The organism is Magnetospira sp. QH-2 (assembly GCF_000968135.1).
Taxonomy (GTDB): domain Bacteria; phylum Pseudomonadota; class Alphaproteobacteria; order Rhodospirillales; family Magnetospiraceae; genus Magnetospira.
This window is the reverse complement of sequence record NZ_FO538765.1, coordinates 101147-126071: the sequence shown is the minus strand read 5'-3', so window position 1 is coordinate 126071 and position 24925 is coordinate 101147. Positions and strand designations below refer to the sequence as shown.

Genomic DNA, 24925 nt, shown 5'->3' with positions numbered 1-24925 from the left:
CCGAATGATGCGGCAAGCTCAGCCGAAGCGCGACAGGAATCGCACGATGCCGCGGGTGCGTTTGGAAAACAGGGTCGGCGTATAGAACGTCCCGGCGGCGCGTTTGTTCAACTCGCCCAGGGTTGGATAGGGAGCGATCATCTGTGCCACGGCGCCGATCTTCAGCTTCTGCGATAGGGCCAGGGCCCAGACCTGAATCAATTCCCCGGCCCGCGCGCCGACGATGGTGGCGCCGAGGATTTGGCCTTTCTTGGTGACCAAGACCTTGATCATACCTTCGGTCTCGGCTTCCGCCCGCGCCCGGTCGTTCTCGCCCATGGACCAGCGCAGCACCCGCAGGTTCTTTGAATGCTTGGCCATCGCCTGTTCTTCGCTCAGACCCACGCCGGCCAATTCAGGCGATGAGTAGGTGACCCAGGGCACGGCTCGCATGTCGGCCTTGGCGGGCATGCGGAATAGGGCGTTTTTGATGATGATCCCGGCGTGATATCCGGCCACGTGGGTGAACTGCATGCCCCCTGCCACGTCGCCGATGGCAAAAACTTTCTTGTTGGTGGTGCGCAGGCGGCCGTCCACGGTGATCCCGGCCCGATCCGCCGCGATGCCTGCTTTGTCCAGGTCCAGACCTTCGATGTTGGGGCGCCGTCCGGCGGCCACCAGCACATGAGACCCAGCAATTTCACCGACACCCTCGACGGTGACCGAGGGTCCCGCGCCGACGGCGGTGACTTTGGCGCCTTCGTGAAGGGTGATGCCGTCGGCGCGCAGCCGTTTGCGCACCACATCCACCAGTTCCTGGTCATCCCGGGGCATCAAGGTGGCGGCTTCCAACAAAGTGACGCGGGCCCCAAGATGCCGATGGGCCTGGGCCATCTCGACACCAATGGGGCCGCCGCCGATGATCAGCAGATGTTCGGGGATGGCGGGCAGATCGAACAGGGTCTCGTTGGTCAGGTAGTCCACCCCGTCCAATCCGGGAATCGGTGGAACCAGGGCCGAAGAGCCGGTGGCAATGACAAACCGCCGCGCCCGGATGCGGTCATCGCCCACCGCCACGGTGGCGCCGTCGACAAATCGCGCCGCGCCGCGCAGCACGGTGACACCCAAGCCTTCGAATCGTTCCTGTGAATCATGCGGAGCAATCCCGGCGATGACTCCTTGTACATGGCCGTAGACCCCCTTGGGATCGATCGCCGGTTCTTGCGCGGTAATGCCGAATCGCTCTCCCCGGCGCATGGCATCGGCGGCATGACCGGCGGCCAGCAAGGCCTTGGACGGGACGCAGCCATAATTCAGGCAGTCGCCGCCCATGACGCCTTTTTCAATGAGAAGGGTGGAGGCGCCCATCTGCGATGCCCCGGCAGCCACCGACAGGCCGCCCGCACCGGCCCCAATAACGCAAAGATCGACCGACCGCTCACCCATCAGCGCGCCTCCCGTTTTTTTCGTCGTCGTTGTACTTCTTTATAAGCGACGGGAATCAGTGCCAGAAGGGCAATGCCGAGAATGGGCCCAAACACCGCGGGTTGGAAGATGATGCCCATGTCCGGGGTCTCCCCAGCATCGAAAACCGCGCCCAGGCCGTTCCCAACGCTGGCATAGACAAAAGCGCCGGGGATCATGCCGATCACCGTGCCGATCAGATAGGCGCGGAAAGGCACGCCCAACAGCCCCGGCACCAGATTGACCAGGAAAAACGGAAACAGCGGCACCAACCGCAAGACCAGCATGTAGCTCAGGGCGTTTTCCTTGAATCCGTCTTCCATGCGATGCAAGGCCTTGCCCGCCCGGGCATGAAAAAAGTCGGCCAGGGCATAGCGAGCGGCAAAGAACACCGCCACCGCGCCAATGGTCGCACCGACCAGGGAGTACAGCGCGCCTTCCATCAAGCCGAACAGGAAACCGGCCACCGGTGTGATCAGCGCCGCCACCGGCAAAGACAAGGCGACCACCACCGCATAGATCACCACCAGGGCCGCACTGGCGAAAACCATGTTGTTGTTTTTCCACTCCATCAGTGCGGTGCGGTTATCGGCCAGGGTCTGCCAGGTGAAATAGTTGTGCAGACCAAACGCGAAAAAGGCCGCGAACCCGGCGGCAATGACGAACAGCGGCAACAGCCGTTTGACGCTCAGACGAGCCTTTTTGGGAGAGGCGGCAACGGAATCGGACATAAACTAGGCTCGGTGATTGATTCAACGGTGGTGAACGTCGGTACAACAGGATATTACGACGAAACCCTGTTGTCGCCAGTCACATGCCCGGCCGATCGGGTCACGGTTCCGTGACCGAAAGGCTTTTTGTAACGGAACGTTGACTTGCGCCGACCGACCCCTTATACAGCGGGGCTCGATTTCGCGCGCCCCTGCATGGGCGGGATGGCGCCGCAACTGTATTCGGAGAAGACCCGTGAAACGCACTTTTCAACCCAGCCGCCTGATCCGCAAGCGTCGGCACGGATTCCGTAGCCGCATGTCCTCCGTCGGAGGCATTCGGGTGGTGACCAATCGTCGTCGCAAGGGTCGCAAGAAGCTGTCCGCCTAAGGACGCCTTGCGACCTCTCGCTAAACCCGGAGACCGGTCATGGGCGCGGCTTTGCCCCATTTGAAGCGTCGCGCGGAATTTCTCCGTGCCGCCCGGTCGGGTCTGAAATCCGTCACCCCCGGTTTGATTCTGCAAGCTCGCCGCCGCCATGGCCGCGAGCGTTTTGCGTTTGAGGGCGACTCCGCGCGGGTTGGATTCACGGTCAGCAAAAAAGTGGGAAACGCGGTGATTCGCAACCGCGCCCGCCGTCGGTTGCGGGCCGCCGCCGAGCAAATCCTCGCCGATCATGCCCTCGCGGGCCACGACTATGTGATTATCGGTCGCGCCGCCACGCCCGAGCGCCCCTTCGGCAAGTTGCTCGAAGACCTGACCAAATCCCTGAAACGGCTGAAACTCTACAAAGAAGGCGACTCCGCGCCGGGAGAAAGTTCATGAGTCCGGCCGCTTGGGTGTTACGGGCTCTTGTGCGGGGCTATCAGCTTCTGCTATCCCCCGTCCTACCGTCCACTTGCCGGTATCAGCCAACCTGCTCCCAGTACGCCATGGAAGCCTTGGCCCGGCATGGGGCATTGCGTGGCGGCTGGCTGGCGGCCAAGCGCATCGGACGTTGCCATCCTTGGGGCGGCATGGGATACGATCCCGTGCCCGGCACCGGGGAGGGTGACGGTCATACCTGTAATGAGCATAGCCCGGCGGGCGATCGGGAAAAGGGACCTTAAGAAGATGGACAACCAACGCAACCTGATCCTGGCCATCGCGCTGTCCATCGGCATTCTGCTTGGATGGCAGGTGCTGTTTCCGCCACCCGAGCCGGCCCCTGTCACGCCGGTCACCGGCGAACAGGCTGACGGCACCGCGGGCATGGTTCCGCCGTCTGGCCAGTCAGCCGCCGCCGTGCCGCCGGGGTCGATCAGCGCCCCGGTTCTCGGTGGCACAGAGGCGGAAGTCCGCAGTAACACTTTGGCCAAGGCTCCCAGACTGCGCATCGAATCCGAGCGCCTGACCGGCTCCATTTCGCTCAAGGGCAGCCGCATCGACGACCTGATCCTCAGCACCTATCGCGAGGAACTGGCCGAGGACAGCGACCCCATCACCTTGTTTTCGCCGTCCGGCGCCCCCCATGCCTATTTCGCCGAGTTCGGCTGGGTCCCGGTGGCCGGAGGCGGCATCCGCCTACCCACCGCCGAGGACGTCTGGACCACCGACCGCGAGACCCTGAGTCCCGACAGCCCGGTAACCCTGACCTGGGACAACGGCCATGGCGTGGTCTTCAAGCGCGTCATCTCCCTTGATCAGCAGTACATGTTCCACATCCGGCAGACGGTGACCAACAACACCGATCAGCCCCTGTCCATGGCGCCCTATGGCTTGGTTTCCCGCCACGAAACACCGGAAACCACTCAGTTTTATATCCTGCACGAGGGTCTATTGGGGGTCTTCGACGGCACGTTGGAAGAAGTGGACTATGATGATCTGAAAGAGGAAAAGACCAAGACCCTGACCAGCACCGGCGGCTGGCTGGGCATCACCGACAAGTACTGGCTGGCCGCCGTCATCCCCGATCAGACCCAGCCCATCAACGGTCGTTTCCACTATAAAACCGTTGGCAACGGGGATCGCTATCAGGCCGATTTCACCGGTGCCGTGGTTACTGTGCAGCCGGGCGGCGAGGCGGTTGCCACCAGCCATCTGTTCGCAGGCGCCAAGGAAGTGGAACTGCTCGACGGCTATGCCAACGACATGGGCATCACCAATTTCGATCTGGCCATTGATTTCGGCTGGTTCTACTTCCTCACCAAGCCGATCTTTTTGGCCTTGCTGTTCATCAACAAGTTCGTCGGCAATCTCGGCGTCGCCATCTTGTTGTTGACCGTTTGCATCAAGGCGCTGTTCTACCCGCTGGCCAATACCTCCTATCGGGCCATGAGCAAGATGAAGAAATTGCAGCCGGAAATGAAGAAGCTGCAAGAACGGTTCAAGGACGACAAGGCGCGCCTGAACCAAGAAATGATGGCCCTGTACAAGAAAGAGAAAGCCAATCCTGCCGCCGGTTGCCTGCCCATGCTGGTGCAGATTCCGGTGTTCTTCTCGCTCTACAAGGTGCTGTTTGTCACCATCGAGATGCGTCAGGCGCCGTTTTTCGGCTGGATTCAGGATCTGTCGGTGCAGGATCCCACCTCTTTGTTCAATCTGTTCGGATTGATCCCCTGGGACCCGCCGACCTTCCTGATCATCGGTGTCTGGCCGTTGCTCATGGGTATCACCATGTACCTGCAGCAGAAGCTGAACCCGGCACCCGCTGATCCGATTCAGGCCAAGATTTTCATGTTCCTGCCGTTTGTATTCACCATCATGCTGGCCAGCTTCCCGGCCGGACTGGTGATCTATTGGGTGTGGAACAACGTGCTGTCCATTGCCCAGCAGTGGGTGATCATGCGCCGCATGGGGGTCGCCCCCTGAGCGGCGAGACCTTCAGCCCCGAGGAGCGGGAATCCGGGCGCTTGTTGTTCGCCCGGGAATGCCGCTTCGTCATGGGGGCGGTGGATATGGATCACCTGCCGCCACCGAGCCTGCCCGAGGTCGCCTTTGCCGGACGCTCCAACGTCGGCAAGTCGAGCCTGATCAACGCCCTGACCCGGCGCAAGGAACTGGCGCGGACCTCCAATACCCCGGGCCGCACCCAGGAACTGAACTTCTTTACCCTCGACGACAAGCTGATGATTGCCGACCTGCCCGGCTATGGTTATGCCAGCGCCCCCAAGGCCAAGGTGGAGAATTGGACCTGGCTGATTCTCGACTACCTGCGCGGACGCCCCAACCTGCGCCGGGTGCTCGTGCTCATCGACAGCCGCCACGGCATCAAGAACAACGATGATGAAGTCATGAGCCTGCTGGATCAGTCGGCGGTCCCGTTTCAGGTGGTGCTGACCAAACAGGACAAGATCAAGGCGGCGGCCCGGGAAGCCTTGATGGCCCGCACCATCGCCGACCTGGAACAGCATGTGGCCGCCCACCCGCATATCCTCGCCACGTCGTCCAGAAAAGGCGGCGGCATCGAGGAGATGCGCGCGGCGCTGGCGGGGCTGGCGCGCTAACGCCTGTCGGGTCCATTCGGGCCCATTAAACAGGGGCGATCCTATTGGAATCGATCAGCGGCGGATGATCTTCAGCAACGGCTCGAAGGCGTAGAGTGCGGCCCGGCGGCCCGATGCGGGCTCTATTGTGATCAAGAGATCCTTCTCGACCAATGCGCGGGTAAAGCGGGCGGCAGTTGCGCTCGGCACGCCACTGTATCTTGTAAACGAGTTGTTCCTGAACACTGGTCGGGAGAAAATCGCATCCAGAGCGTTCATGCCCCATTTGGAGGATAATGTACCCCGGAAAACGTCCTTCATCTCCTCATAAAGAGCTCCGATCTGCTCGGCAACTTGGATATTTTCCTTCGCTTGGTTTTCCAGTGCCTCAAAAAAGAACAAGCACCACTCCGTCCAAGACCCGGAGGCGGATACGTCGCGCATGCGGTCAATGTAATCATCTCTTTGTGCTTCGAGATAGGCGCTGACATAGAAGTGAGGAGCGGAAAGCAATCCATACTGCCATAGCATCAGAGGAATCAGCATTCTTCCGATCCGGCCATTGCCATCCTTGAACGGATGCAGGGCTTCGAACTCAATATGGGCGATGGCGGTTCGCAGCAAAGGATCATTTCCATCATCTTCGATGAAATGGATCAGGCATTCCATGCCATCGCGCAATCGATCGGGGCTGATCGGAACGAATAGGACCTTTTTTTTCCGCCGATCAACCAGATAGTTCTGCTCGACCTTATAGTCACCCGGCGACTTGTCCGCGCCCCGACCAAATCCCAAAAGCGTCTGGTGGGCGGATCGGATAAGCCATTCGGAAATACGAGAGCCGTTCTCGATTCCCGTTCTGGCCTGCTGCATGGCCCGATGATACAGGTATGTTTCAATGACATCGTCCCTGGAAGCGGGCCCTAATGGAGCTTCGTCCGATATTTGATCAGCTTCGTATCTGAGGACTTCGTCCAGTGTCGTGACAGTGCCCTCCATTCGCGATGAAATGACCGCTTCCTGACTTCTCAGTGGTGCCAAAAGCAATTCGCTGTTATGCATGCTCCGGATGTACTGGTCATACCGAGCGAGGGCCGCGGCGGCTGAATTCGATACGCTGAGAAGGGTTTTGTAATCGAGCTCTCTGGGCGGAAAATTACCGTAATGGTACTCGACGGCGTCTTTTAAATCGAGATCATCCATGGGCATCTATCCGTAATGGAATTTTGATGTTCAAAATTCGGAAAATTCGGTGCTCAACGCATTTTGATAGCATCATGTGTACATCAAACCAATTTGTCGATCAAATTTACGAAAAAGCGTTGATCAAACTGATTTGACCTTCATGCATTCACATCAACAATCCTTGCCAATCATTTTTTGAGGAATTTGATATACAAAATTACTCGCATCGCGAAGAGAAAGGGATTATGAGGCTGGACCAAGTTCCAAAATGTAAGCAACGTATTTGAGAAGCCCATGACCGACAGCAAACCCGAAAAGACCCACGAGGAATGGCTGGCCCAGGCGGCCACCCTGTCCGAGGCCCTGCCCTTCATGCGCAAGTACTCGGGCCAAAGCTTCGTCGTCAAATATGGCGGCCATGCCATGGGCGATGGCGAGCTATCCCAACTTTTCGCCCGCGACATCGTGCTGATGCGTCAGGTGGGCATCAATCCGGTGGTGGTGCATGGCGGTGGGCCCCAGATCGGCAAGATGCTCGAGAAATTGAAAATCGCCAGCGAATTTATCGATGGCCTGCGGGTCACCGATCAGGCCACCGTGGACGTGGTGGAAATGGTCCTGGCCGGATCCATCAATAAACAGATCGTCTCGGCCATCAACGAGGCGGGCGGATTCGCCGTCGGCCTGTCGGGCAAGGATGGCCATTTGATCCGGGCCACCAAGCTGCACCGCACCCGCCGCGACCCGGAATCCAACATCGAGAGCCTGCTGGATCTGGGTTTTGTCGGCGAACCGGCGGAGATCACCCCGCATATCCTCGATTTCTTCGAAGAGACCGACATCATCCCGGTCATCGCCCCCATCGGCCATGGCCCCAAGGGGGAAACTTACAATATCAACGCCGATACCGCCGCCGGAGCCATTGCCGGATCGCTGCATGCCCGACGCTTGTTGATGCTCACCGACGTGCCCGGGGTCCTGGGTAAGGACGGCGAGTTGATGCCAACCATCTCGGTCTCGCAGGCCAAATCCATGATCGCCGACGGCACCATCCATGGCGGCATGATCCCCAAGGTGGAAACCTGTCTTGATGCCTTGAAGAACGGTGTCAGCGCCGCGGTCATTCTCGATGGTCGGGTGCCCCATGCGTTGCTGTTGGAGACCTTTACCGCCCACGGGGTCGGGACGCTGATTCATCACGACAATTGATCGGATCGGAAAATCGCCGAATAATCAGCCGCGATGCCGCCACCAGGCTTTCTCGTTAATGGAGAACACCGGCTTGTAGTGGCGGATACTCTTGTCCTCGGTGACCTGTTTGACCTGGTTGTCGAGGATGTAAATTTTGCCATCAAGATAGACGCCGAGGATGGCGTGGCCGACCTTGAGGTTCTGGTCCTTGACCGCGATGATGCGCAAGGACATCTCGTCGAAGCCCAGCTTCTTGAGGGACATGTATTTAGCGATGGAGTAGTCCTCGCAATCGCCGCGCTTGTCCAGGAATTCGCCCGGCGTGGCCCAGAAATCCTTCTTGCCCCAGTTTTTCGGGTCGGTGATGTAGCGCCGCTGATTCATGTAGCGGTTGACCTTTTTGATCTGAGTCATTTTGTCGAGGCTCTTGATCTTTTCCAGGTAGTCCATCCAGTGCTTGTAGTGGCAGCCATTGAGCTTGGTGGCGGTGCAGGGGCCTTCTTTCTTCTTGGCCTGCTTGATGTAGCGGTCCATGGCCGCACGCCACTTCTTAAACGGCTTGAAATTGGTGGACTTGATTTCCTTGGACTTGAAGACACCCGGCTTGGCGCGCGCCCATTTTTTCTTGGATTTGTCAGACGTTTTCTTTTTCGTGACGGTTTTCTTGGTCGCCTCCGCGGCGGCGGCCTCGGCGGAAGACGTCATGATCCCTGGCCCGGCCAACAGGGCCAAACCGATCCAGGCGGCAAAGAGGACTCGCATCATCGTCATACCCTGAAAGATACCAGGAAAATTTCATGCAACAAGTGATGGCCGTCGCTGCTCGCGGGAAATTGACAGCCCGGCGCGCCAACGGTTCACCCGCGCACGCAGCGCGCATGGTTATAGACCCGCCGCACATCGCCTTGTGGTCCATGTCCCCAGACAGGATACTTGTCGAAATCACCCACCTTGGGGTCGGAACGCTGGGCTCCGGCGCCATGCACGTCGATGATCGACGACCGCTCACCAACGCTCTGGGCGCCCATGCCCGGCCCGCCCATTTTGCCGCCGCCCATGCCGCCGCCTTGGCCCCGACCCTGGCCCGGCGGTGAAAAAGCACCCAGGGCCTCGCCGAAAAAGACCACGATGCCCTGGTCCCCCGGGTTCCGTCCATCGAGCAACGACGTGGAGGACCAGTAGCCGGGGAAGTTGCTCCGGCCCCGCTCATCGGTGATCTGGCTGGCGTGGAACAGCGGATCCAACGCCGCCGAGCCGTTGTTCTGCGGCGAGCGGGAATAGTCGAGCAGGCTGTGCAGTTCCTTGGCGTTGGGCAGTCGCCAATCGGTTTGGCCCGCGAAATCTAAGTCCTCGCAGAAGGCCAGGGCCTCCACCCAGTCCATGCGACCGTCCTGGGCCCGGGTATCGGTCAGCCGGTCGCGGAAATGGCGGTGGCCGGAATCACCGATCATCCAGGTCAGCCCGGTGGCGGCATCGGTGGCCGTGCCGTCGCCGTTGTTGGCGAACTTGTTGATGCCATAGGCCGGATTACCGCGCACCAGACGCAGGTAAAACCCTGCTTTGCCCTGCTTGCCACGGATCGGATAGCCCTTGATCCGGCCATCGGCGAAATTGACCCCGAAGAAGGTGTCGTTGCGGTGCATGGTATAGCCCCGGTAGACCGTCGCGGCGATATATTGGGCGTCGATGTAGCGTACCGATCGGCCATAGCTGCCCGATGGCGTGTCGGAGGGATACTCGAAGTCGAACAGCTCGGTGTTCAAATAGGGCTCGGCGTCCGACGGCTTGGTCGTCGAGCCGGGATTCATGCGCCCGGTGACCCCATCGAAATTGATCAGCGAATAGAGCTCCTTGGTCGACGGCACCCGCCAATCCCGATGGCCGCCGGTGGTGGCCTGCCGGGCTTGACCCGCCGCGCTGTTCCAGGCCACGTTGCGGCGGAAGGCCCGTTCCCACATCAACCCGGTTACCAAATCAGAGACCGTGCCGTCGCCGTTGTCGCGGTAACGGGGCGAGTTGATGGTATATTGCGCATCCTGCCCCGAAAGTGGGCCCGAGGCCTTGCAGTCCATGCGCGGCGAGCCCCAGCTGTCGCCGGTGTCGTAACACTGGCTTTGGCCGGTATCGACGACCCGGTAACTGGTGCCGATCTCGCGGCTCTGGTCAGCCTGGGCGGCTAAGGGAAGAGCCAGGGCGGCGGCAAAGGCAAGGGTCGGGAAGCGGTACATGGCCTATCTCCTTTGTGGCGTCGGGTCCAATGGGGTCCTGGCATCCGTTAGGGAGGTGCCTCATTGCGGATTCCAGGCACCCGGCTGTCCTTGCTGTTGGTTGCCCTGCCAAGTGCCCTGTTGGCCCCCTTGTTGGGGTTGGCCCTGCTGGCCTTGCGGCGGGGGTCCGCCTTGCCAATTTCCCTGCTGGCCTTGCGGCGGTGGGCCACTCTGCCAACCGCCTTGCTGGCCACCCTGTTGGGGACCGCCTTGCTGCCCACGGGGGGGCGGACCACCCTGCCAGCCACCTTGCTGGCCGCCTCGCCGAGGGCCGCCCTGCCATTGTCCTTGCGGGCCTTGGGGAGGCGGCCCACCTTGCCAGTTGCCCTGTTGGCCCTGCGGTGGCGGACCCCCCTGCCAGTTTCCCGACTGACCGCCTTGCCGGGGACCGCCCTGCCATTGTCCCTGCTGTCCTCTAGGAGGCGGCCCGCCCTGCCAGTTGCCCTGTTGGCCCTGCGGTGGCGGCCCCCCTTGCCATTGCCCTGGCGGCGGCGTGTCTGTCTGCTCCTGCGCCATTGGACCCGTCCCCCAAAGAACGGCGGCAAGCGCGGTGGCGGCGAATAGACGGCTCAGATTTTTCCGCTCAGCCATGCGGTGGGTCCTCCCTGCGGTTGGGTTGGACCGAATTATAAACATGGTTTGGACGGGCTTGGAATGGAGGATCGGCGCGAGCCCAAGGGCTTACATCCCCACCACCCCGCTCTCGTCGGCCTTCAATTCGAACGCCGCTGCCATGAGGGCCTGGGTATAGGGCTCCTTGGGGCTGGCGAAGATGGTTTCCGCCGGACCCTGCTCGACGACCTTTCCGGCGCGCATGACCAGCACCTCATGGGCCAGGGCGCGGACCACCTTGAGATCGTGGCTGATGAACAGGTAGGTCAGGTCATGGTCTGTTTGCAGTTGCCGTAGCAACTCCACCACCTGGGCCTGGACCGACATGTCCAGGGCCGAGGTGGGCTCGTCGAGCACGATGAACGATGGTTTCAAAACGAGAGCGCGGGCGATGGAAACCCGTTGCCGCTGACCGCCGGAGAATTCGTGCGGATAGCGGTCCATGGTCGCCGGGTCGAGGCCCACCTCCGCCAGGGTGTCGGCGACCAGCTTGCGGCGCTCTTCGTAGCTGCCGCCCATCTTGTGCACCAAAAGGCCTTCCTCGACGATCTGATAGACCGACAGGCGCGGACTGAGCGAGCCGAAGGGATCTTGAAACACCATCTGCATATGGCGGCGCAGGGGGCGTAGCTGCCTGAAGGTTTGGCCATCGATGCGATCACCGATGAACACGATGGGTCCTTGGGAAGGTTCCAGCCGCAGCAAGGCACGGCCCAGGGTGGTCTTTCCCGAGCCGCTCTCGCCGACGATTCCCAGGGTATGGCCGCGTTTGAGGGTCAGCGAAATGCCGTCCACCGCCTTCACATGGCCCACCGTGCGGCGGATCAGACCCTTCTTGATCGGGAACCAGACCTTCAGGTCGGTGCTGTCGATGATCTCTTCCGCCCCGGCGGGGGCCGGGTCCGGGCGGCCCTTGGGCTCGGCGGCCAAGAGGTGTTGGGTATAGGGATGGTCGGGGAATTGGAAGATCTGTTCCGTGCCGCCTTGCTCGACGATTTCCCCGTCGGTCATCACGCAGACCCGTTCGGCCATGTTGCGCACGATGCCCAGGTCATGGGTAATGAGCAGCAACGACATATGCAGTTTGGCCTGCAGATCCTTGAGCAACTTGAGCACCTGGGCCTGTACGGTCACGTCCAGGGCCGTGGTTGGCTCGTCGGCGATCAACAGATCCGGCTCGTTGGCCAGGGCCATGGCGATCATCACCCGTTGCTGCTGGCCGCCGGAGAACTCGTGCGGCAGGGCCTTGAGCCGGGGGATCTGCTCGCTCAGGCCCACCAGGTCCATCAGTTCCTCCACCCGCGCCCGCACGGCTCTGGGGCCCATGGCCTTGTGCACATAGAGCACTTCGGCGATCTGCTTCTCGATGGAATGCAGCGGGTTGAGGCTGGTCAGAGGCTCCTGGAAGATCATCGCGATACGGTCGCCGCGAATCTGTCGCAGACGCCGGGCCGAGGCGCCGATCAGTTCTTCGCCACGGAAGGTCACCGACCCCTTGGGATGATGGGCCAGGGGATAGGGCAGCAGCTGTAACACCGACAGGGCGGTAACAGATTTCCCCGAGCCGCTTTCGCCCACCAGCGCGACGGTTTCGCCCGCGCCGACGGAAAACGATGCGCCGCGTACGGCCTGAACCGCATCCGGTCCGCGACCAAAAGATACATGCAGATCGTTGATGCAGAGCAACGGATCGGTCAAATACCCAACTCCTTGTCGTCTTCCAAAAAGCGCTGGCGCAAGTCCCGTTGGCCGGCGATCCAGATCATATGCTCCGAAAGTCCGTCCAGGTCAGGGAACACGGTGGCGGCATTGTAGCCGTAATGATCCAACTCGGTCAGCAACCCGTCCACGTAGTCGCGGGGGATGACCGTGGTCTCCAGCGCGCCGAATTCAGTGGTATGCAGCAAGTCCAAATCGGCGGGCTGGTGGACGCTGAAGCGGGCCAACTGGCGGGAAATGCGCGGCGAGAAAGCGCTGGGCCGGTATTCCCACACCCCCGGCTCGATATTGAACGGCGACAGCCCCGGCTGTGGTCGAATGCGGTAGCGCGGCTTGAAGGAATGGACGCAGGCATCGGTGGTGCCGTCGTTGCGGAACACGGCGAAAAAGCAGGCGATCAGCGGATTGCCGCTCCAATCCAATAGCTTGGTGGAAAAGCCGTGGTGCTGGGCGACGGCCAGCCATTCCCAGTCGTCCGGCGGTGGGTTGGGCACGAATTCCACCGCCCGGCGCTGCCAGGCCCGGAAGAAGTCTTCCTGGTGCTTATGGAAAAACGGCGACCGTCCGGCCTTGGGCATGAGCACCTTGGACACATCGCGATGGCCCCGATGCATCCATTTGGAATCGCTTTCGAAGCGCTTGAACACCTGATGCAGTTCGGCGAAGTTACGGGCGACATGCTGTTCGACCATGGGGCGCCTCACTTGAACGTCTTGCGGGGATCGAAGGCGTCGCGCACGGCCTCGCCGATGAAAATCAACAGGCTCAGCATGATCGCGACAACGAAAAAGGCGGTGATACCCAGCCAGGGGGCATGCAGGTGATTCTTGCCCTGATTGAGCAACTCGCCCAGGGACGGCGATCCGGCGGGCAGACCGTAGCCGAGGAAATCCAGCGAGGTCAGGGTGACCAGCGAACCGGACAGGATGAACGGCAGGAACGTGATGGTGGCGACCATGGCGTTGGGCAGGATGTGCTTGGCCATGATCACCGCATTGGAGACTCCCAGGGCACGGGCGGCGCGCACATAGTCCAGATTACGGGCGCGCAGGAACTCGGCCCGCACCACACCCACCAGACTCATCCAGGAAAACAGCAGCATCAAGCCCAACAGCCACCAGAAATTGGGCGCCACCACGCTGGCCAGGATAATCAGCAGATAGAGCACCGGCAACCCCGACCAGATCTCGATGAAGCGCTGAAACAACAGATCGGTCAGACCACCGAAATAGCCCTGCACGGCGCCCGCCGCGATGCCGACAATGGAACTGATAAGGGTCAGGATCAATCCGAACAGCACTGAAATGCGGAAGCCATAGAGCAACCGCGCCACCACGTCGCGGCCCTGGTCGTCGGTGCCGAGCCAGTTCATGGCCGAGGGCGGCGCCGGGGCGGGAACCTCCAGGCGATAGTTGATGGTGTCATAGGAGAAGGGCACCAAAGGCCAGAGAATCCAGCCGCCTTCCTCGATCATCTCTTGGACTTCCGTATCGGCATAGTCCGTGGGGGTTTCAAGGAATCCGCCAAAGGTGGTTTCCGGGTAGTCGAACAGGATCGGGAAGTAGTAGCTGCCCTCGAATTCCAACACCAAAGGCCGGTCATTGGCGAAAAGTTCGGCGAACAGGCTGACGAAAAACAGGCCTAAGAACAGCCACAAGGACCAATAGCCCCTTTTGTTGGCGCGAAAATTGGCCAGGCGGCGTTGGGTCAGGGGCGTGAGGCGGGGGGTCATAAGGCGCACCTCGGGACGAGACTTAGAGGCTCCAGACGCCCGCGCTGGCTTCGTGGACCGATATGCTTCGACAGGCTCAGCATGAGAGTTGCAACACACGAACCAAGAGCCTCACCCTGAGCTTGTCGAAGGGCGAGGCGGGCCAGAGGTGCCTGGCATAGCCCGGCCTCGAAGGGCGTGGTTTGGCGGCGTGTGAACCGGTTCATCCTCCTCACGCCTCCCGCTTCTCGAAGTCGATGCGCGGATCGATCACATGATACATCATGTCGCCGATGAGGTTCATCAGCAGCCCCAGCAGGGTAAAGAAGTACAAAGTGCCGAAGATCACCGGATAGTCGCGCTTCTGGATGGCATCCCAGCCCAGCAGGCCGAGACCGTCGAGGGAAAAGATAATCTCGATCAGCAAGGCACTGGAAAACAGGATGGAGACAAAGGCCGAGGGGAATCCGGCGATAACGATCAGCATCGAATTGCGAAACACATGGCCATAGAGCACCCGTTGTTCCGTCAACCCCTTGGCCCGGGCAGTGATGACATATTGCTGGTGGATCTGATCGAGGAACGAGTTTTTCGTCAGCATGGTCAGCCCGGCAAAGCCGCCGATGGTCATGGCGGCCACGGGCAGGGTGATATGCCACAGGTAATCCTTGATTTGACCCCAGGTGCTTAAGGTCTCAAAGTCGGAACTGGTCAGGCCGCGCAAAGGGAAAACATCCCAATAGCGTCCGCCCGCGAAGAGGATGATCAGCAACAAGGCGAACAGGAACGAAGGGATGGCATTGCCGATGATCACCAGCCCGGAGCTATAGACATCGAACCGCGAGCCGTCGCGGACCGCCTTGGCGATGCCCAGGGGAATGGAGATCAAATAGGTGAACAGGGTGGTCCAAAGCCCCAGGGAGATGGAGACCGGCATCTTCTGCGCTACCAGATCGATCACCGACTGATCGCGGAAAAAACTGTCGCCGAAATCGAACCGAAGGTAGCTGCCGATCATCAGCATGAAACGCTCATGCAGTGGCTTGTCGAAGCCAAATCGCTTTTCCAGATCCTTGACGAAAGCCGGATCCAATCCCTCGGCACCGCGATACTTCGAATCCCCGGTGGGCGCGGCGGATCCCCCTCCGCTGACCTCCGAACCGCCGCCGCTGATGCGCGCAGTGGTGTCCTGGGCCACCCCTTGCAGTTCGGCCAGGATCTGTTCCACCGGGCCGCCGGGCACCGCCTGGATGATCAAGAAATTGATGATCATGATACCGAGTAACGTCGGCACGATCAAAAACAGTCGTCGGAGGATATAGGCGCCCATGGACGATCAGTTCCCACGCGCCTTTTTCAAGGCGGCGACCTTGTCGGGGTCCACCCACCAGGTGCCGAAGATCGTGCCGCGCAGCTTGGTGGGCTCGGGGCGACCGAACTTGTCCCAGAAAAGGATGCGTTGATAGGGCGTGTGCCAATTGGGGATCACGTAATGACCCCATTGCAGCACCCGGTCCAGGGCCTTGACCCGGGTAATCAAGCTCTCGCGGTCGGGAGCCGAGATGACCAATTCGATCAACTCGTCGATCACCGGGTCCTTGATGCCAATGATGTTGCGGCTGCTCGGCTGATCGGCGGCGGCGGTGCCCCAAAATCCCCGCTGCTCGTTGCCCGGCGACAGGGACTGGCCCACCGTATGGACGATCATCTCGAAGTCCCGCTTGCGCCAACGTTCCACATATTGGGATGAATCTACCCGGCGCACCTCCACGGCGATGCCCAAGCGCTCCAGGTTCTTTTTCATCGGCAAGACGATGCGCTCGAACAAAGGGCTCGAGAGCATGATCTCGAAGGCCAGGGGCGTGCCCTCGCCGTTGACCCGTTGCTTGTCACGGATCACCCAGCCCGCCTCTTTCAGCAAGGTATCGGCCATGCGCAGGTTGGAGCGGATCTTGCCGTCTCCCTTTGTGGCCGGGGGATTGTACGCCGTGGTGAAGACCTGATCGGGGATCCTGCCGCGATAGGGCTCCAAGATGGCCAGTTCCGCCGGTCCCGGCAGACCGGTGGCGGCCAGTTCCGAATTGTCGAAGTAGGACCGGGTGCGCTTGTACTGACCATAGAACAGGTTCTTGTTGGACCATTCGAAATCAAAAGCATAGGCCAGCGCCTGGCGCACCTTCGGATCCTGGAACAAGGGTTTGCGCAGGTTGAAGGCGAAACCCTGCATGCCCTGAGCCTGTTGATGATTGACGGTAATTTTGTTCAGAAGCCCCTTTTCCACCTCGGGGATATCGTAAGAGGTGGCCCAGGTAACCGAGGAATTCTCCGAGCGGAAATCAAAGGCGCCGGACTTAAAGGCTTCCACCGCCACCGGGGTATCGCGATAGAACTCGTAGTGGATGACGTCGAAATTGTCCTGGCCCCGGTGGACCGGCAGGTCCTTGGCCCAGTAATCCTCGACCCGTTCCAGGGTCAGGGAACGGTTGGGCTCCAGTTTGGAGATGCGGTAGGCGCCGCTGCCCAAGGGCGGGGTCAGGGTGGTTTTCTCGAAGTCTTTGTCGGCCCAGTAGTGCTTGGGCAGAATGGATAGTTCGGAAATGATCAGCGGCAGTTCCCGGTTCTCGCCATCTTTGAAGTCAAAGCGCACGGTCAATTTGTCGAGCACCGTGACCTTTTCCACGTCACCGTAGTAGAAGCGATAAAAGGGTTGGCCCTTTTCGAGAAGGGTTTCGAAGGTCCACTTGACGTCCTCGGCGATCACGGGCTGGCCGTCGTGCCAGCGGGCATCGGCATGCAGCCGGAATTCGATCCAGGACCGATCCTCGGGCAGGCGCATGGCCTCGGCCAACAGCCCGTAGCGGGTGAAGGCCTCGTCCTGGGCCGCAATGGTCAGGGAATCATAGATGCTTCCCGCGCCACCCGCTGATTCGCCTTTGGGAATAAAGGGATTGAGCGAATCGTAGCCACCGATCTCGGCCAGAGTGACACGACCGCCTTTCGGGGCCTCAGGGTTCACGTAATCGAAATGAGGAAAATCAGCGCTGTATTTGGGACTGCCATGCATGGCGATGGCATGGACCCACTGGGGATCTTCCGCCCGGGCGGCGAAGGCAAGAAAAAACACGGCGGCAAGGACGGCGAAACGCATGGAACGGCTCTCCCAAGGACAGAATGGTGGCGATGATGGACGTTCCGCGTGGCGGGATCAAGGCAGGGAAGCGCCTTCCGCATAAACAAAGGAATTTCGGCCCGCGCCCTTGACCTTGTACATGGCCTCGTCGGCCCGCTTCATCAGGGTTTCGGGAGCCTCCCCATGGACCGGGAACAGGCTGATACCGATGCTGGCGCCGATATGGACATCCGCCCCTTTGATTCGGAAGGGCGCCAACAGCAAAGTGAGAATCTTGTCGGCGATCTTGCCCGCCTCCTCCGGCGCGTTGAGGCTTTCGATGAGCACCACGAATTCATCGCCGCCCACCCGAGCCACCGTATCGGTGCCACGCACACTGCTGACCAGCCTTCCGGCCACGCCGCGCAACACATCGTCTCCCGCGTCATGGCCGAACAAGTCATTGATAGGCTTGAATTTGTCCAGATCCACATACATCAGCGCCAGATAGATCTCCTGACGATGGGCGCGGGCCACCGCACGGTTCAACCGGTCCTTGAGCAGCGCCCGGTTGGGCAGCCCGGTCAGAATGTCGTGATGGGCCAAACGGCGGATTTTTTCCTCCTGGGCCCGTTTTTCCGTCACATCGCGGATGGTGGCGATGAAATTGCGATGCCGTCCCTCTTCAATCTCGGTAACGCGGATTTCCGCGGTGAAGATCGTCCCATCCTTGCGGCGGGCTTGGAAATCGCGGGTGTTATCCACAACGTCCGAATGGCCGCGCTTGCGATAGTCCTTGATCGCCGAACCGTGAAAGCCTTTGTCCTGTTCGGGAATGAAAAGGTCGATGGATTGGCCAATTACCTCCGTGGCGCGATAGCCAAAAATGGCCTCGGCGGCAGGGTTGAAGGTATGGATGATTCCCCGTCCGTCGATGGCGACGATCCCGTCGGCCACGGATTCGAAAATGCGCCGCAGCTTTAGCTCTTGTTGCTGGGTTTCATGGGCAGCGCGCAGGAAATCGGAAATGTCCCGTACTTCAACGATAAAGGTCCCCGGCTCGCCTTCCAATGGGGTCACGGAAAGCACGGCGTCGCGCACCGAACCGTCGAGCGAATGAATTTTCAGGGGGGTACCGTTGGCATCCTCGGCGAAGGCACCCATGTCCGCGCGCATGAGATCGCCATACTCCGAAGGCACGAAATCGGCCAGGGCGCGGCCAAGAACTTGATCCTTGGATAGAGCCCCAAGCAGCGAGACTCCCGCCGTATTGATATAGGTGATGGACCCCTCCCGGCACAAACAGACCAAGTTCGTGACGGCCTCCAGCGTCTGCTTGAGCAAGTCCGTATCCACAGCAGTATCTACATCCATTTATCGTTCTTTTTTCGGATATTACTTATAGTTTTAGTGAGATCTGGGGTCAAGCAACTGACGGGATTGTACGCCGTATCCCGGATTGTTCCAATGATTATAAGCGCCTACTAATTTTGTATAAGGTCTAGGGCGGCCTGATGATTGGCCGCGCTTCCCGATGCCAGCACCCTGCCATCACTGTTCAGTCCCAAGGGGTTACCCTGCCAGTCGGTCATCAATCCACCGGCATTTTCGACCACGGCGGCGGGAGCCAGATAGTCGTAAGGTTGCAACAGGGCCTCGCAAACCAGATCGATATGGCCCGACGCCAATAGCCCATAGGCGTAACAATCGACCCCGAATCGGCGCAGTTTCACTTTTTCGGCCAGGGCGTCATAGGACGACTGCAGATCTCCGGTAAACATTTCCGGGTCGGTGGTGAACAAGGCGGCCTTGTCCAGTCCGCCACAGTCGCGCACTTTGACCTGGCTCCCGTTGAATGTGGTGCCATGGCCGAAAGCCCCGACCCAGCGCTCGTTCAAGGCCGGGTGGTTGATCACGCCCAATACCGGGCGCCCCCAGCGCATCAAGGCGATCAAGGTGCCGAAAGTGGGCTGTCCACAGATGAAGGCCTTGGTGCCGTCGATAGGATCGAGCACCCAGACGAATTCCGCTTCCAGATCGTGGGCGCCGTGTTCTTCTCCGAGGATGCCGTGATCCGGAACTTCCTGGGCCAGCATTTGGCGAATGGCCATCTCGGCCTTGCGATCGGCGATGGTCACCGGGCTGGTATCGGCCTTGTCTTCCACCGTGACGCCGCTGCGGTAAAAACCCATGATGACTTCGGCCGCGGCATCGGCAGCCCGGTTGGCCAGGTCGATCATCTCGTCCCGGCAGATATCTTCTTTAACTCGATCCATGAACCGTTCCCCCTTGGCGGCCATGGTAGACCGCCGGACGGGGTCGCAAAACCCTTTTGTCCGACGGGTCGTTCAGCGTAAATTGCCAGGCATGACTTTACCCGCCCATCCCATTGTTCTGATTCCCGCCCGTTTGGCCTCCACCCGGCTACCCGGAAAGCCCTTGGCTGACATCCATGGGGAACCAATGATCGTTCAGGTCTGGCACCGGGCCATGGAGGCGGACCTGGGACCGGTGGTGGTGGCCTGTGCCGAGGTGGAAATCGCCGAGGCCATCGAGAAGGCTGGTGGTCAGGCGGTGTTGACTCGCCCCGACCACCCCTCCGGCTCCGACCGCATTTACGAAGCCCTGCAGGCCGTCGATCCCCAAGGCCGCCACGATGCGGTGATCAATTTGCAAGGGGACCTACCGACCTTGGACCCGGGAATTGTCCGTGCCACCTTCGCGCCCCTGGCCGACGACGCGGTGGATATGGCCACGGCGGTCTGCGAGATCACCGACGACGAAGAGCGCACCAATCCCAATGTGGTCAAGGCGGTGGTCGGTTTTTCCCCGGACCAGGACATTGGACGGGCCCTATACTTCAGTCGCGCCACCGTGCCCGCGGGCACGGGACCGCTGTATCATCACATCGGCCTCTATGCCTATCGGCGGGCGGCGCTTGAGCGCTTCGTCAGCCTGCCACCGGGGGTCCTGGAGGGCCGCGAGAAACTGGAACAGCTCCGGGCCCTGGAAAACGGCATGCGTATCGACGCGGCCCGCGTTGACACGGTGCCTCTCGGGGTCGATACTCCCGCCGACCTTGAACGGGCCCGCAACCTCTTGAGATAGTTATGTCCGATCCCAGCAAGACCATTGCCTTCCAGGGCTCGCCCGGCGCCTATTCCGATCTGGCCTGCCGATCGCTGCGTCCGGAAATGACCACGTTGCCCTGTCGCTCCTTTGAGGATGCCTTTGCGGCTGTCTCCAACGGACAAGCGGCCTTGGGTCTGATTCCCATCGAGAACTCGGTGGCCGGCCGGGTGGCCGACATCCATCACATCATGCCGCAATCGGGCCTGCATATCATCGGCGAGCATTTCCAACGGGTGAATCATCACTTGCTGGCGGTGCCGGGCGCCCGGGTCGAAGACATTACCCATGTGCATTCCCATGTGCATGCACTCGGCCAGTGCCGGGATTTGATTGGCGAATTGGGGCTGGAGCCGGTGGTTTGCATGGATACCGCCGGATCGGCGGCCGACCTGGCCAAGTCCGGGGACAAGACCCGGGCGGTGATCGCCTCGGAGCTGGCCGGAGAATTGAACGGTTTGGTCTCCCTGCGCGCCGACATCGAGGATGCCGACCACAATACCACCCGCTTTTTGATCCTGGCCCGCGAACCCATCGTACCGCACCCCAAGGCCGGTCGCATCATGACCACCTTTGTCTTTCGGGTGCGCAATGTCCCGGCGTCCCTGTTCAAGGGCCTGGGCGGGTTCGCCACCAACGGCATCAACATGACCAAGCTGGAAAGCTATATGCTTGGCGGCTCTTTTGCCGCCACCCAGTTCTATGCCGATGTGGAAGGCCACCCGGAGAACCGGCCCTTGCGCCTGGCGCTCGAGGAACTACAGTTCTTTTCCCACGAGGTCACGATCCTCGGGGTCTATCCGGCTCATCCTTATCGGTTCCTGGACGTGGTGAACGGCGGAGAATAGACCCCGCCTCATGCCCCACCCAGATCCTCTCCCGCCACCGCGCGATTGATCAGCGCCACGGTCTCGTCCTTGCCATAAAGCGCGATGAACGAGCCCATGCGCGGACCCTGATCCTGGCCGAGCAGGATCTGGTAGAGCGCCTTGAACCAGCTTTTCAGGTCGGCGAAGGTATCGGGATGGGCCTTGCCCACCTCGTAGACCTGGCCTTGCAGGTCTTCCGCCGGGGCATCGGCGGGGAGTTGTTCCAACAAGCCGGCGAGCTCGCTCAGGGCCGTTTTCTCGGCCTCGGTAGCCGGGCGGTACTGCTTGTTGGGCTTGATGAAATCCCGGTAGTAGTTGATGGCGTAGCTGACCAGTTTGTTAAGCATGGGCGCCGTTTCCGGGGTCGCCGAGGGGGCGTAGCGGGCGATATAGTGCCAGAGCACCGCCGGGTCCTCGGAATGGCAGACCGAGGCCAGATTGAGCAGGATGTTGTAGCTTAGATGCGCTTCTTCGTGGGGCGGATTGCCACCGTGGATGTGCCAGGCCGGGTTGTCGATTTGCTTGTTGGGCGCCAGGTTGGCGAAGCGCTCGACGAAGGTCAGGTACTCATCGACGTTTTTCGGAATGACGTCGAAGAACAGCCTTTTCGCGGTCTTGGGCTTTTGGAACATGAACAGCGACAGGCTTTCCGGCGGCGCATAGGCCAGCCACTCCTCCACCGCCAGGCCATTGCCCTTGGATTTGGAAATCTTCTCGCCCCGATCGTCGAGAAACAGCTCGTAGGTGAAGCCTTCGGGGGGCTTGCCGCCGAGGATGCGACAGATCTTCGACGACAGCTTGACGGAATCGATCAGGTCCTTGCCGGACATTTCGTAATCCACCTGCAAGGCCGCCCAGCGCATGGCCCAGTCGGGCTTCCATTGCAGCTTGCAATGGCCGCCGGTGACCGGGGTCTCGACCTTCTCGCCGGTTTCCGGGTCCGCATAAACGATGGTCCCGGCCTCGGGGTCGCGCTCCAGCATGGGCACCTGCAACACCACGCCGGTGCGCGGACAGACCGGCAGGAAGGGGGAATAGGTGGCCCGGCGTTCCTCCCCCAGGGTCGGCAGGATGACCTTCATCACCGCATCGTAGTTGGCCAGCATCTTCAGCAGGGTTTCATCGAATTCCCCGGCCTGATAGGCGGTGGTGGAACTCTTGAATTCATAAGTGAAACCAAAGTGGTCGAGAAAGGCCCGCAGCCGGGCATTGTTATGATGGCCGAAGCTTTCATGGGTGCCGAATGGATCGGGTACCTGGGTCAGCGGTTTGCCCAGATAGGGCTCCAGCAGCTCTTTGTTGGGGAGGTTGTCGGGGACCTTGCGCAGGCCGTCCATGTCATCGGAAAAGGCGATCAGCTTGGTGGGCAGCCCGGTCAGGGCCTCGAAGGCCTGCCGCACCATGGTGGTCCGCGCCACCTCGCCGAAGGTGCCGATATGGGGCAGGCCGGAGGGTCCGTAGCCGGTCTCGAATAGCACATAGCCTTTGTCCGGCACGCTCCCGCCGATCCGTTTCGCCAACTGGCGCGCCTCGGCAAAGGGCCAGGCGTTGGATTTCTGGGCGAGTTCGCGGATGTCGTCAGTCATGTAAAATCTCCGGTCAAGGGGCGTGCGGAAGGTAGGACCCCGGGGCTTGGACGTCAAGAAACCGCTGGGTGCTTTTCATCGCTGGTCACCTATGACACCCTGCCAATCCAAAGTTTGCATCCCCGCCAAAGGAGCCCTGCCGACCATGGGACCGGTGAGCGCCGCCACCCTGTTCCGCATCCTGATCTGGATGCTGTTGCTGGCCGTGATCGGTGTCGGTGCCCTGTGGGGGATTACCGAAGACCGGCCCTTGGTCACACGCGCCGCCGTGCCGGATTCAGAGGATGCCCGTCAGTTGCGCTCGCTGCTGCATGGCTTTCGATTGGCCCTCAACGAGACCACTCACGATCACCATGTCAGCCTGTCGCCGGATCGGGTGGCCGGATTATCCGCCCTGGCCATGCGCGGCCTGGGACAAAACTGGCCGACCACGGCGGTGATCAAGGACGACGCCTTGGAAATGCGGGGCACCATCCCGCTCCCCCGGATGCGGTTCTTGAATATCGCCTTGTCGGTGGAGAACAATGATCGGGGCCTGAGTTTCGGCGGTCTGCGCCTGGGCCGGATCACATTACCCGGACAGGCGGTCCCCCCCTTGATTCAAGGGGTGCTGGACGATGTCATGGAAACCGGCGCGGGCAATATCCTGTTCGACGCGGTCCGCTCAACGACCATCGAAGCCGACCAGATCAGCCTGACCTATCGGTTCGGCCGGGATGATATCTCATTGCTGAAAAAAGGGCTCGACCGGGTGGTGACGCGCTATCAACCTCTGGGCGATCCAACCCTGGTCCAGCTGTACTATAAGCGGTTGATGCAGGTGGGGAACCGCCAGGCCTGGAACAAGGCCAACCGGCTGGGGGAATACCTGGCGCCGACCTTTGCCCTGGCCGCCGAGCGCTCTGCGCAAGGGCATGATCCGGTATTGGAGAACCGGGCAGCGCTGCTGGCCGTCAGCCTGTACTGCGGGCCGCCGATCTTCGAAAAAGCCATCGGCAAGGTGCGAACGGGCCGGTTGTGGAATCACTTTTCCCGCTGCCGCTTCACCCATGTGGGCGGGCGCCACGATTTGGCCCTGCATTTCATGTTTTCCGCCTATCTGCGCATGGTCTCCGATGTGGCCCCGGCCTTTGTGGTTGGTGAGGTCAAGGAACTGCTGGACAGCTCGCGTGGCGGCAGCGGATTCAGTTTTGACGATTTGGCCGCCGACCGGGCCGGGATCCGTCTGGCCGATTTCGCCCTGAAATCGAAACAGAACGCGCGCCATACCCAACGGATGTTCTCCCAATCCTCCGACGATGGCTTGTATTTCCCCAAGCATCGAGATTTGCCCGCCGGGCTGACCCAGGCGTTGTTTGAAGGCGTTTATGGATCCATGAACGATCCGCGCTATCACGACATGGTCGCCAAGATCGACGCACGGATTTCCGAGCTGCCGCTCTATGCAGGGTCTAAAATTCCACCAGCGCCGACTGCAGGGCCAGTGCCGCCAACAGCGCCATAAAAAACAGCGACCCCACGCCCATGACGAACAGCAGGTTGCCCAGGGAAAGGCGCGAAGGAGCGTCTTCATGAACCTGGCGCCGTTGCGGTGTCCGTTTTTCCTCCCCGGCCACCACGGTCAAGTAATAGCGTCGTCCGAAGAAGGGCAGACTGTAACGGATATCGATGGGATGGGTCCGCCAAGTGGATTCGGTGACCACTTGGTGGATGGCTGTTTTCTGGTCATCGTCCAGACTATCGACCACCTGGGCCGGTAGCCGGGTGATCAGCAAATCAAAATCCTGGGTTTCGGTTTCACCCTGCATCTTTTCCTCGCGGTTTCGCTCAACACTTCCCATATGCCCCGATGCAATTCTAAAGCAAGGAAACAAGTGGTTCAAAATTATTTGTTTTTTTACCCGACTCCGTTAACATTCCGCCCAGGGA

The 24925-nt window shown here is 60.6% G+C and carries 24 protein-coding genes; 10 read left to right on the top strand and 14 right to left on the bottom strand.

Translation table 11 applies throughout. The features are described from left to right. Nucleotides 1-18: 18 nt before the first annotated feature. Nucleotides 19-1425 (bottom strand): NAD(P)/FAD-dependent oxidoreductase, encoded by a 1407-nt coding sequence (locus MGMAQ_RS00625; protein ID WP_046020000.1) that lies wholly within the window; start codon nucleotides 1423-1425, stop codon nucleotides 19-21. Further along, the gene (locus MGMAQ_RS00620; RefSeq protein WP_046019999.1) at nucleotides 1425-2174 is read right to left on the bottom strand and encodes a TVP38/TMEM64 family protein; all 750 of its coding nucleotides are present in this window, start codon (nucleotides 2172-2174) and stop codon (nucleotides 1425-1427) included. The genes MGMAQ_RS00625 and MGMAQ_RS00620 overlap by 1 nt, the downstream gene beginning before the upstream one ends. 235 nt (nucleotides 2175-2409) lie before the next feature. Here MGMAQ_RS00620 and rpmH point away from each other — a divergent pair, with 235 nt between their 5' ends. From rpmH to yihA, 5 genes are read left to right on the top strand one after another with little or no spacing between them, the layout of a single operon-like run. Then, a complete protein-coding gene (gene rpmH / locus MGMAQ_RS00615) occupies nucleotides 2410-2544 on the top strand; it encodes a 50S ribosomal protein L34 (protein WP_046019998.1) in 135 nt (44 codons plus the stop codon). Nucleotides 2545-2583: 39 nt separating this feature from the next. After that, nucleotides 2584-2979, top strand: coding sequence for a ribonuclease P protein component (gene rnpA, locus MGMAQ_RS00610; protein ID WP_046019997.1), 396 nt, complete (start codon nucleotides 2584-2586; stop codon nucleotides 2977-2979). Then, a complete protein-coding gene (yidD, locus tag MGMAQ_RS00605) occupies nucleotides 2976-3263 on the top strand; it encodes a membrane protein insertion efficiency factor YidD (RefSeq protein WP_082085187.1) in 288 nt (95 codons plus the stop codon). Before rnpA ends, yidD begins: the two co-directional genes overlap by 4 nt. Nucleotides 3264-3267: 4 nt before the next feature. Further along, a complete protein-coding gene (yidC, locus tag MGMAQ_RS00600; protein ID WP_046019996.1) occupies nucleotides 3268-5004 on the top strand; it encodes a membrane protein insertase YidC in 1737 nt (578 codons plus the stop codon). Further along, a complete protein-coding gene (yihA, locus tag MGMAQ_RS00595) occupies nucleotides 4968-5639 on the top strand; it encodes a ribosome biogenesis GTP-binding protein YihA/YsxC (protein ID WP_198409144.1) in 672 nt (223 codons plus the stop codon). Before yidC ends, yihA begins: the two co-directional genes overlap by 37 nt. A 54-nt stretch (nucleotides 5640-5693) precedes the next feature. Here the strand turns inward: yihA and MGMAQ_RS00590 are convergent, their stop codons facing one another. Further along, nucleotides 5694-6821, bottom strand: a complete 1128-nt coding sequence (locus MGMAQ_RS00590) for a Fic family protein (protein WP_198409143.1) — start codon at nucleotides 6819-6821, stop codon at nucleotides 5694-5696. 276 nt (nucleotides 6822-7097) lie between these two features. On the opposite strand from MGMAQ_RS00590, the gene argB reads away from it, so the two are divergent. Continuing rightward, on the top strand, nucleotides 7098-8012 hold the full coding sequence (argB, locus tag MGMAQ_RS00585) for an acetylglutamate kinase (protein ID WP_046019994.1): 915 nt from the start codon (nucleotides 7098-7100) through the stop codon (nucleotides 8010-8012). Between the two features lie 24 nt (nucleotides 8013-8036). Here argB and MGMAQ_RS00580 read toward each other — a convergent pair whose 3' ends face one another. Together MGMAQ_RS00580 and MGMAQ_RS00575 are read right to left on the bottom strand one after the other, a co-directional pair. After that, nucleotides 8037-8759, bottom strand: a complete 723-nt coding sequence (locus MGMAQ_RS00580; protein ID WP_052716013.1) for a transglutaminase-like cysteine peptidase — start codon at nucleotides 8757-8759, stop codon at nucleotides 8037-8039. A 92-nt stretch (nucleotides 8760-8851) separates the two neighbouring features. Beyond that, nucleotides 8852-10222, bottom strand: coding sequence for a DUF1566 domain-containing protein (locus tag MGMAQ_RS00575; RefSeq protein ID WP_046019993.1), 1371 nt, complete (start codon nucleotides 10220-10222; stop codon nucleotides 8852-8854). A 63-nt stretch (nucleotides 10223-10285) separates the two neighbouring features. Between MGMAQ_RS00575 and MGMAQ_RS20890 the strand changes: the two genes are divergently transcribed. Continuing rightward, entirely contained in the window at nucleotides 10286-10825 is a 540-nt protein-coding gene (locus MGMAQ_RS20890) for a hypothetical protein (RefSeq protein WP_046019992.1), read from the top strand. 117 nt (nucleotides 10826-10942) lie between these two features. Here MGMAQ_RS20890 and MGMAQ_RS00565 read toward each other — a convergent pair whose 3' ends face one another. From MGMAQ_RS00565 to hisN, 7 genes are all read right to left on the bottom strand, one after another. Further along, nucleotides 10943-12571, bottom strand: a complete 1629-nt coding sequence (locus tag MGMAQ_RS00565) for an ABC transporter ATP-binding protein (protein WP_046019991.1) — start codon at nucleotides 12569-12571, stop codon at nucleotides 10943-10945. Further along, entirely contained in the window at nucleotides 12568-13284 is a 717-nt protein-coding gene (locus MGMAQ_RS00560) for an FRG domain-containing protein (RefSeq protein ID WP_046019990.1), read from the bottom strand. The genes MGMAQ_RS00565 and MGMAQ_RS00560 overlap by 4 nt, the downstream gene beginning before the upstream one ends. An 8-nt stretch (nucleotides 13285-13292) precedes the next feature. After that, nucleotides 13293-14324, bottom strand: a complete 1032-nt coding sequence (locus MGMAQ_RS00555) for an ABC transporter permease (protein WP_046019989.1) — start codon at nucleotides 14322-14324, stop codon at nucleotides 13293-13295. A gap of 211 nt (nucleotides 14325-14535) precedes the next feature. Continuing rightward, complete coding sequence (locus tag MGMAQ_RS00550) at nucleotides 14536-15633, bottom strand: microcin C ABC transporter permease YejB (protein WP_046019988.1); 1098 nt, start codon at nucleotides 15631-15633, stop codon at nucleotides 14536-14538. A gap of 6 nt (nucleotides 15634-15639) precedes the next feature. Beyond that, complete coding sequence (locus MGMAQ_RS00545; RefSeq protein ID WP_046019987.1) at nucleotides 15640-17451, bottom strand: extracellular solute-binding protein; 1812 nt, start codon at nucleotides 17449-17451, stop codon at nucleotides 15640-15642. Between the two features lie 57 nt (nucleotides 17452-17508). Then, nucleotides 17509-18786 (bottom strand): diguanylate cyclase domain-containing protein, encoded by a 1278-nt coding sequence (locus tag MGMAQ_RS00540; protein WP_052716012.1) that lies wholly within the window; start codon nucleotides 18784-18786, stop codon nucleotides 17509-17511. Nucleotides 18787-18896: 110 nt separating this feature from the next. After that, nucleotides 18897-19688 (bottom strand): histidinol-phosphatase, encoded by a 792-nt coding sequence (hisN, locus tag MGMAQ_RS00535; RefSeq protein ID WP_046022802.1) that lies wholly within the window; start codon nucleotides 19686-19688, stop codon nucleotides 18897-18899. A gap of 91 nt (nucleotides 19689-19779) precedes the next feature. On the opposite strand from hisN, the gene MGMAQ_RS00530 reads away from it, so the two are divergent. Together MGMAQ_RS00530 and MGMAQ_RS00525 are read left to right on the top strand one after the other, a co-directional pair. Next, the gene (locus MGMAQ_RS00530) at nucleotides 19780-20520 is read left to right on the top strand and encodes a 3-deoxy-manno-octulosonate cytidylyltransferase (RefSeq protein WP_046019986.1); all 741 of its coding nucleotides are present in this window, start codon (nucleotides 19780-19782) and stop codon (nucleotides 20518-20520) included. 2 nt (nucleotides 20521-20522) lie between these two features. Continuing rightward, complete coding sequence (locus MGMAQ_RS00525; RefSeq protein ID WP_046019985.1) at nucleotides 20523-21389, top strand: prephenate dehydratase; 867 nt, start codon at nucleotides 20523-20525, stop codon at nucleotides 21387-21389. 8 nt (nucleotides 21390-21397) lie between these two features. Here the strand turns inward: MGMAQ_RS00525 and MGMAQ_RS00520 are convergent, their stop codons facing one another. Beyond that, complete coding sequence (locus MGMAQ_RS00520) at nucleotides 21398-22996, bottom strand: lysine--tRNA ligase (RefSeq protein WP_046019984.1); 1599 nt, start codon at nucleotides 22994-22996, stop codon at nucleotides 21398-21400. Between the two features lie 145 nt (nucleotides 22997-23141). Here MGMAQ_RS00520 and MGMAQ_RS00515 point away from each other — a divergent pair, with 145 nt between their 5' ends. Beyond that, nucleotides 23142-24500: a hypothetical protein gene (locus tag MGMAQ_RS00515; RefSeq protein ID WP_148560770.1), complete on the top strand. Its 1359-nt coding sequence runs from the start codon at nucleotides 23142-23144 to the stop codon at nucleotides 24498-24500. On the opposite strand, the gene MGMAQ_RS19105 is transcribed toward MGMAQ_RS00515, so the two are convergent. Next, the gene (locus tag MGMAQ_RS19105; protein WP_052716011.1) at nucleotides 24448-24804 is read right to left on the bottom strand and encodes a hypothetical protein; all 357 of its coding nucleotides are present in this window, start codon (nucleotides 24802-24804) and stop codon (nucleotides 24448-24450) included. The two genes, MGMAQ_RS00515 and MGMAQ_RS19105, sit on opposite strands and share 53 nt — an antisense overlap. Nucleotides 24805-24925 lie beyond the last annotated feature (121 nt).

Bases quoted from the DNA above. Each gene is read 5' to 3' on its own strand.
- MGMAQ_RS19105 (WP_052716011.1), bottom strand. From the start codon at position 24,804: ATGCAGGGTGAAACCGAAACCCAGGATTTTGATTTGCTGATCACCCGG.
- yidD (WP_082085187.1), top strand. From the start codon at position 2,976: ATGAGTCCGGCCGCTTGGGTGTTACGGGCTCTTGTGCGGGGCTATCAG.
- argB (WP_046019994.1), top strand. From the start codon at position 7,098: ATGACCGACAGCAAACCCGAAAAGACCCACGAGGAATGGCTGGCCCAG.
- MGMAQ_RS00555 (WP_046019989.1), bottom strand. From the start codon at position 14,324: ATGACCCCCCGCCTCACGCCCCTGACCCAACGCCGCCTGGCCAATTTT.
- MGMAQ_RS00575 (WP_046019993.1), bottom strand. From the start codon at position 10,222: ATGTACCGCTTCCCGACCCTTGCCTTTGCCGCCGCCCTGGCTCTTCCC.
- MGMAQ_RS00580 (WP_052716013.1), bottom strand. From the start codon at position 8,759: ATGATGCGAGTCCTCTTTGCCGCCTGGATCGGTTTGGCCCTGTTGGCC.
- rnpA (WP_046019997.1), top strand. From the start codon at position 2,584: ATGGGCGCGGCTTTGCCCCATTTGAAGCGTCGCGCGGAATTTCTCCGT.
- MGMAQ_RS00545 (WP_046019987.1), bottom strand. From the start codon at position 17,451: ATGCGTTTCGCCGTCCTTGCCGCCGTGTTTTTTCTTGCCTTCGCCGCC.
- MGMAQ_RS00530 (WP_046019986.1), top strand. From the start codon at position 19,780: ATGACTTTACCCGCCCATCCCATTGTTCTGATTCCCGCCCGTTTGGCC.
- MGMAQ_RS00515 (WP_148560770.1), top strand. From the start codon at position 23,142: ATGGGACCGGTGAGCGCCGCCACCCTGTTCCGCATCCTGATCTGGATG.
- MGMAQ_RS00620 (WP_046019999.1), bottom strand. From the start codon at position 2,174: ATGTCCGATTCCGTTGCCGCCTCTCCCAAAAAGGCTCGTCTGAGCGTC.
- MGMAQ_RS00525 (WP_046019985.1), top strand. From the start codon at position 20,523: ATGTCCGATCCCAGCAAGACCATTGCCTTCCAGGGCTCGCCCGGCGCC.
- MGMAQ_RS00550 (WP_046019988.1), bottom strand. From the start codon at position 15,633: ATGGGCGCCTATATCCTCCGACGACTGTTTTTGATCGTGCCGACGTTA.
- MGMAQ_RS00590 (WP_198409143.1), bottom strand. From the start codon at position 6,821: ATGGATGATCTCGATTTAAAAGACGCCGTCGAGTACCATTACGGTAAT.
- MGMAQ_RS00625 (WP_046020000.1), bottom strand. From the start codon at position 1,425: ATGGGTGAGCGGTCGGTCGATCTTTGCGTTATTGGGGCCGGTGCGGGC.
- MGMAQ_RS00540 (WP_052716012.1), bottom strand. From the start codon at position 18,786: ATGGATGTAGATACTGCTGTGGATACGGACTTGCTCAAGCAGACGCTG.
- yidC (WP_046019996.1), top strand. From the start codon at position 3,268: ATGGACAACCAACGCAACCTGATCCTGGCCATCGCGCTGTCCATCGGC.
- MGMAQ_RS00520 (WP_046019984.1), bottom strand. From the start codon at position 22,996: ATGACTGACGACATCCGCGAACTCGCCCAGAAATCCAACGCCTGGCCC.
- MGMAQ_RS00560 (WP_046019990.1), bottom strand. From the start codon at position 13,284: ATGGTCGAACAGCATGTCGCCCGTAACTTCGCCGAACTGCATCAGGTG.
- hisN (WP_046022802.1), bottom strand. From the start codon at position 19,688: ATGGATCGAGTTAAAGAAGATATCTGCCGGGACGAGATGATCGACCTG.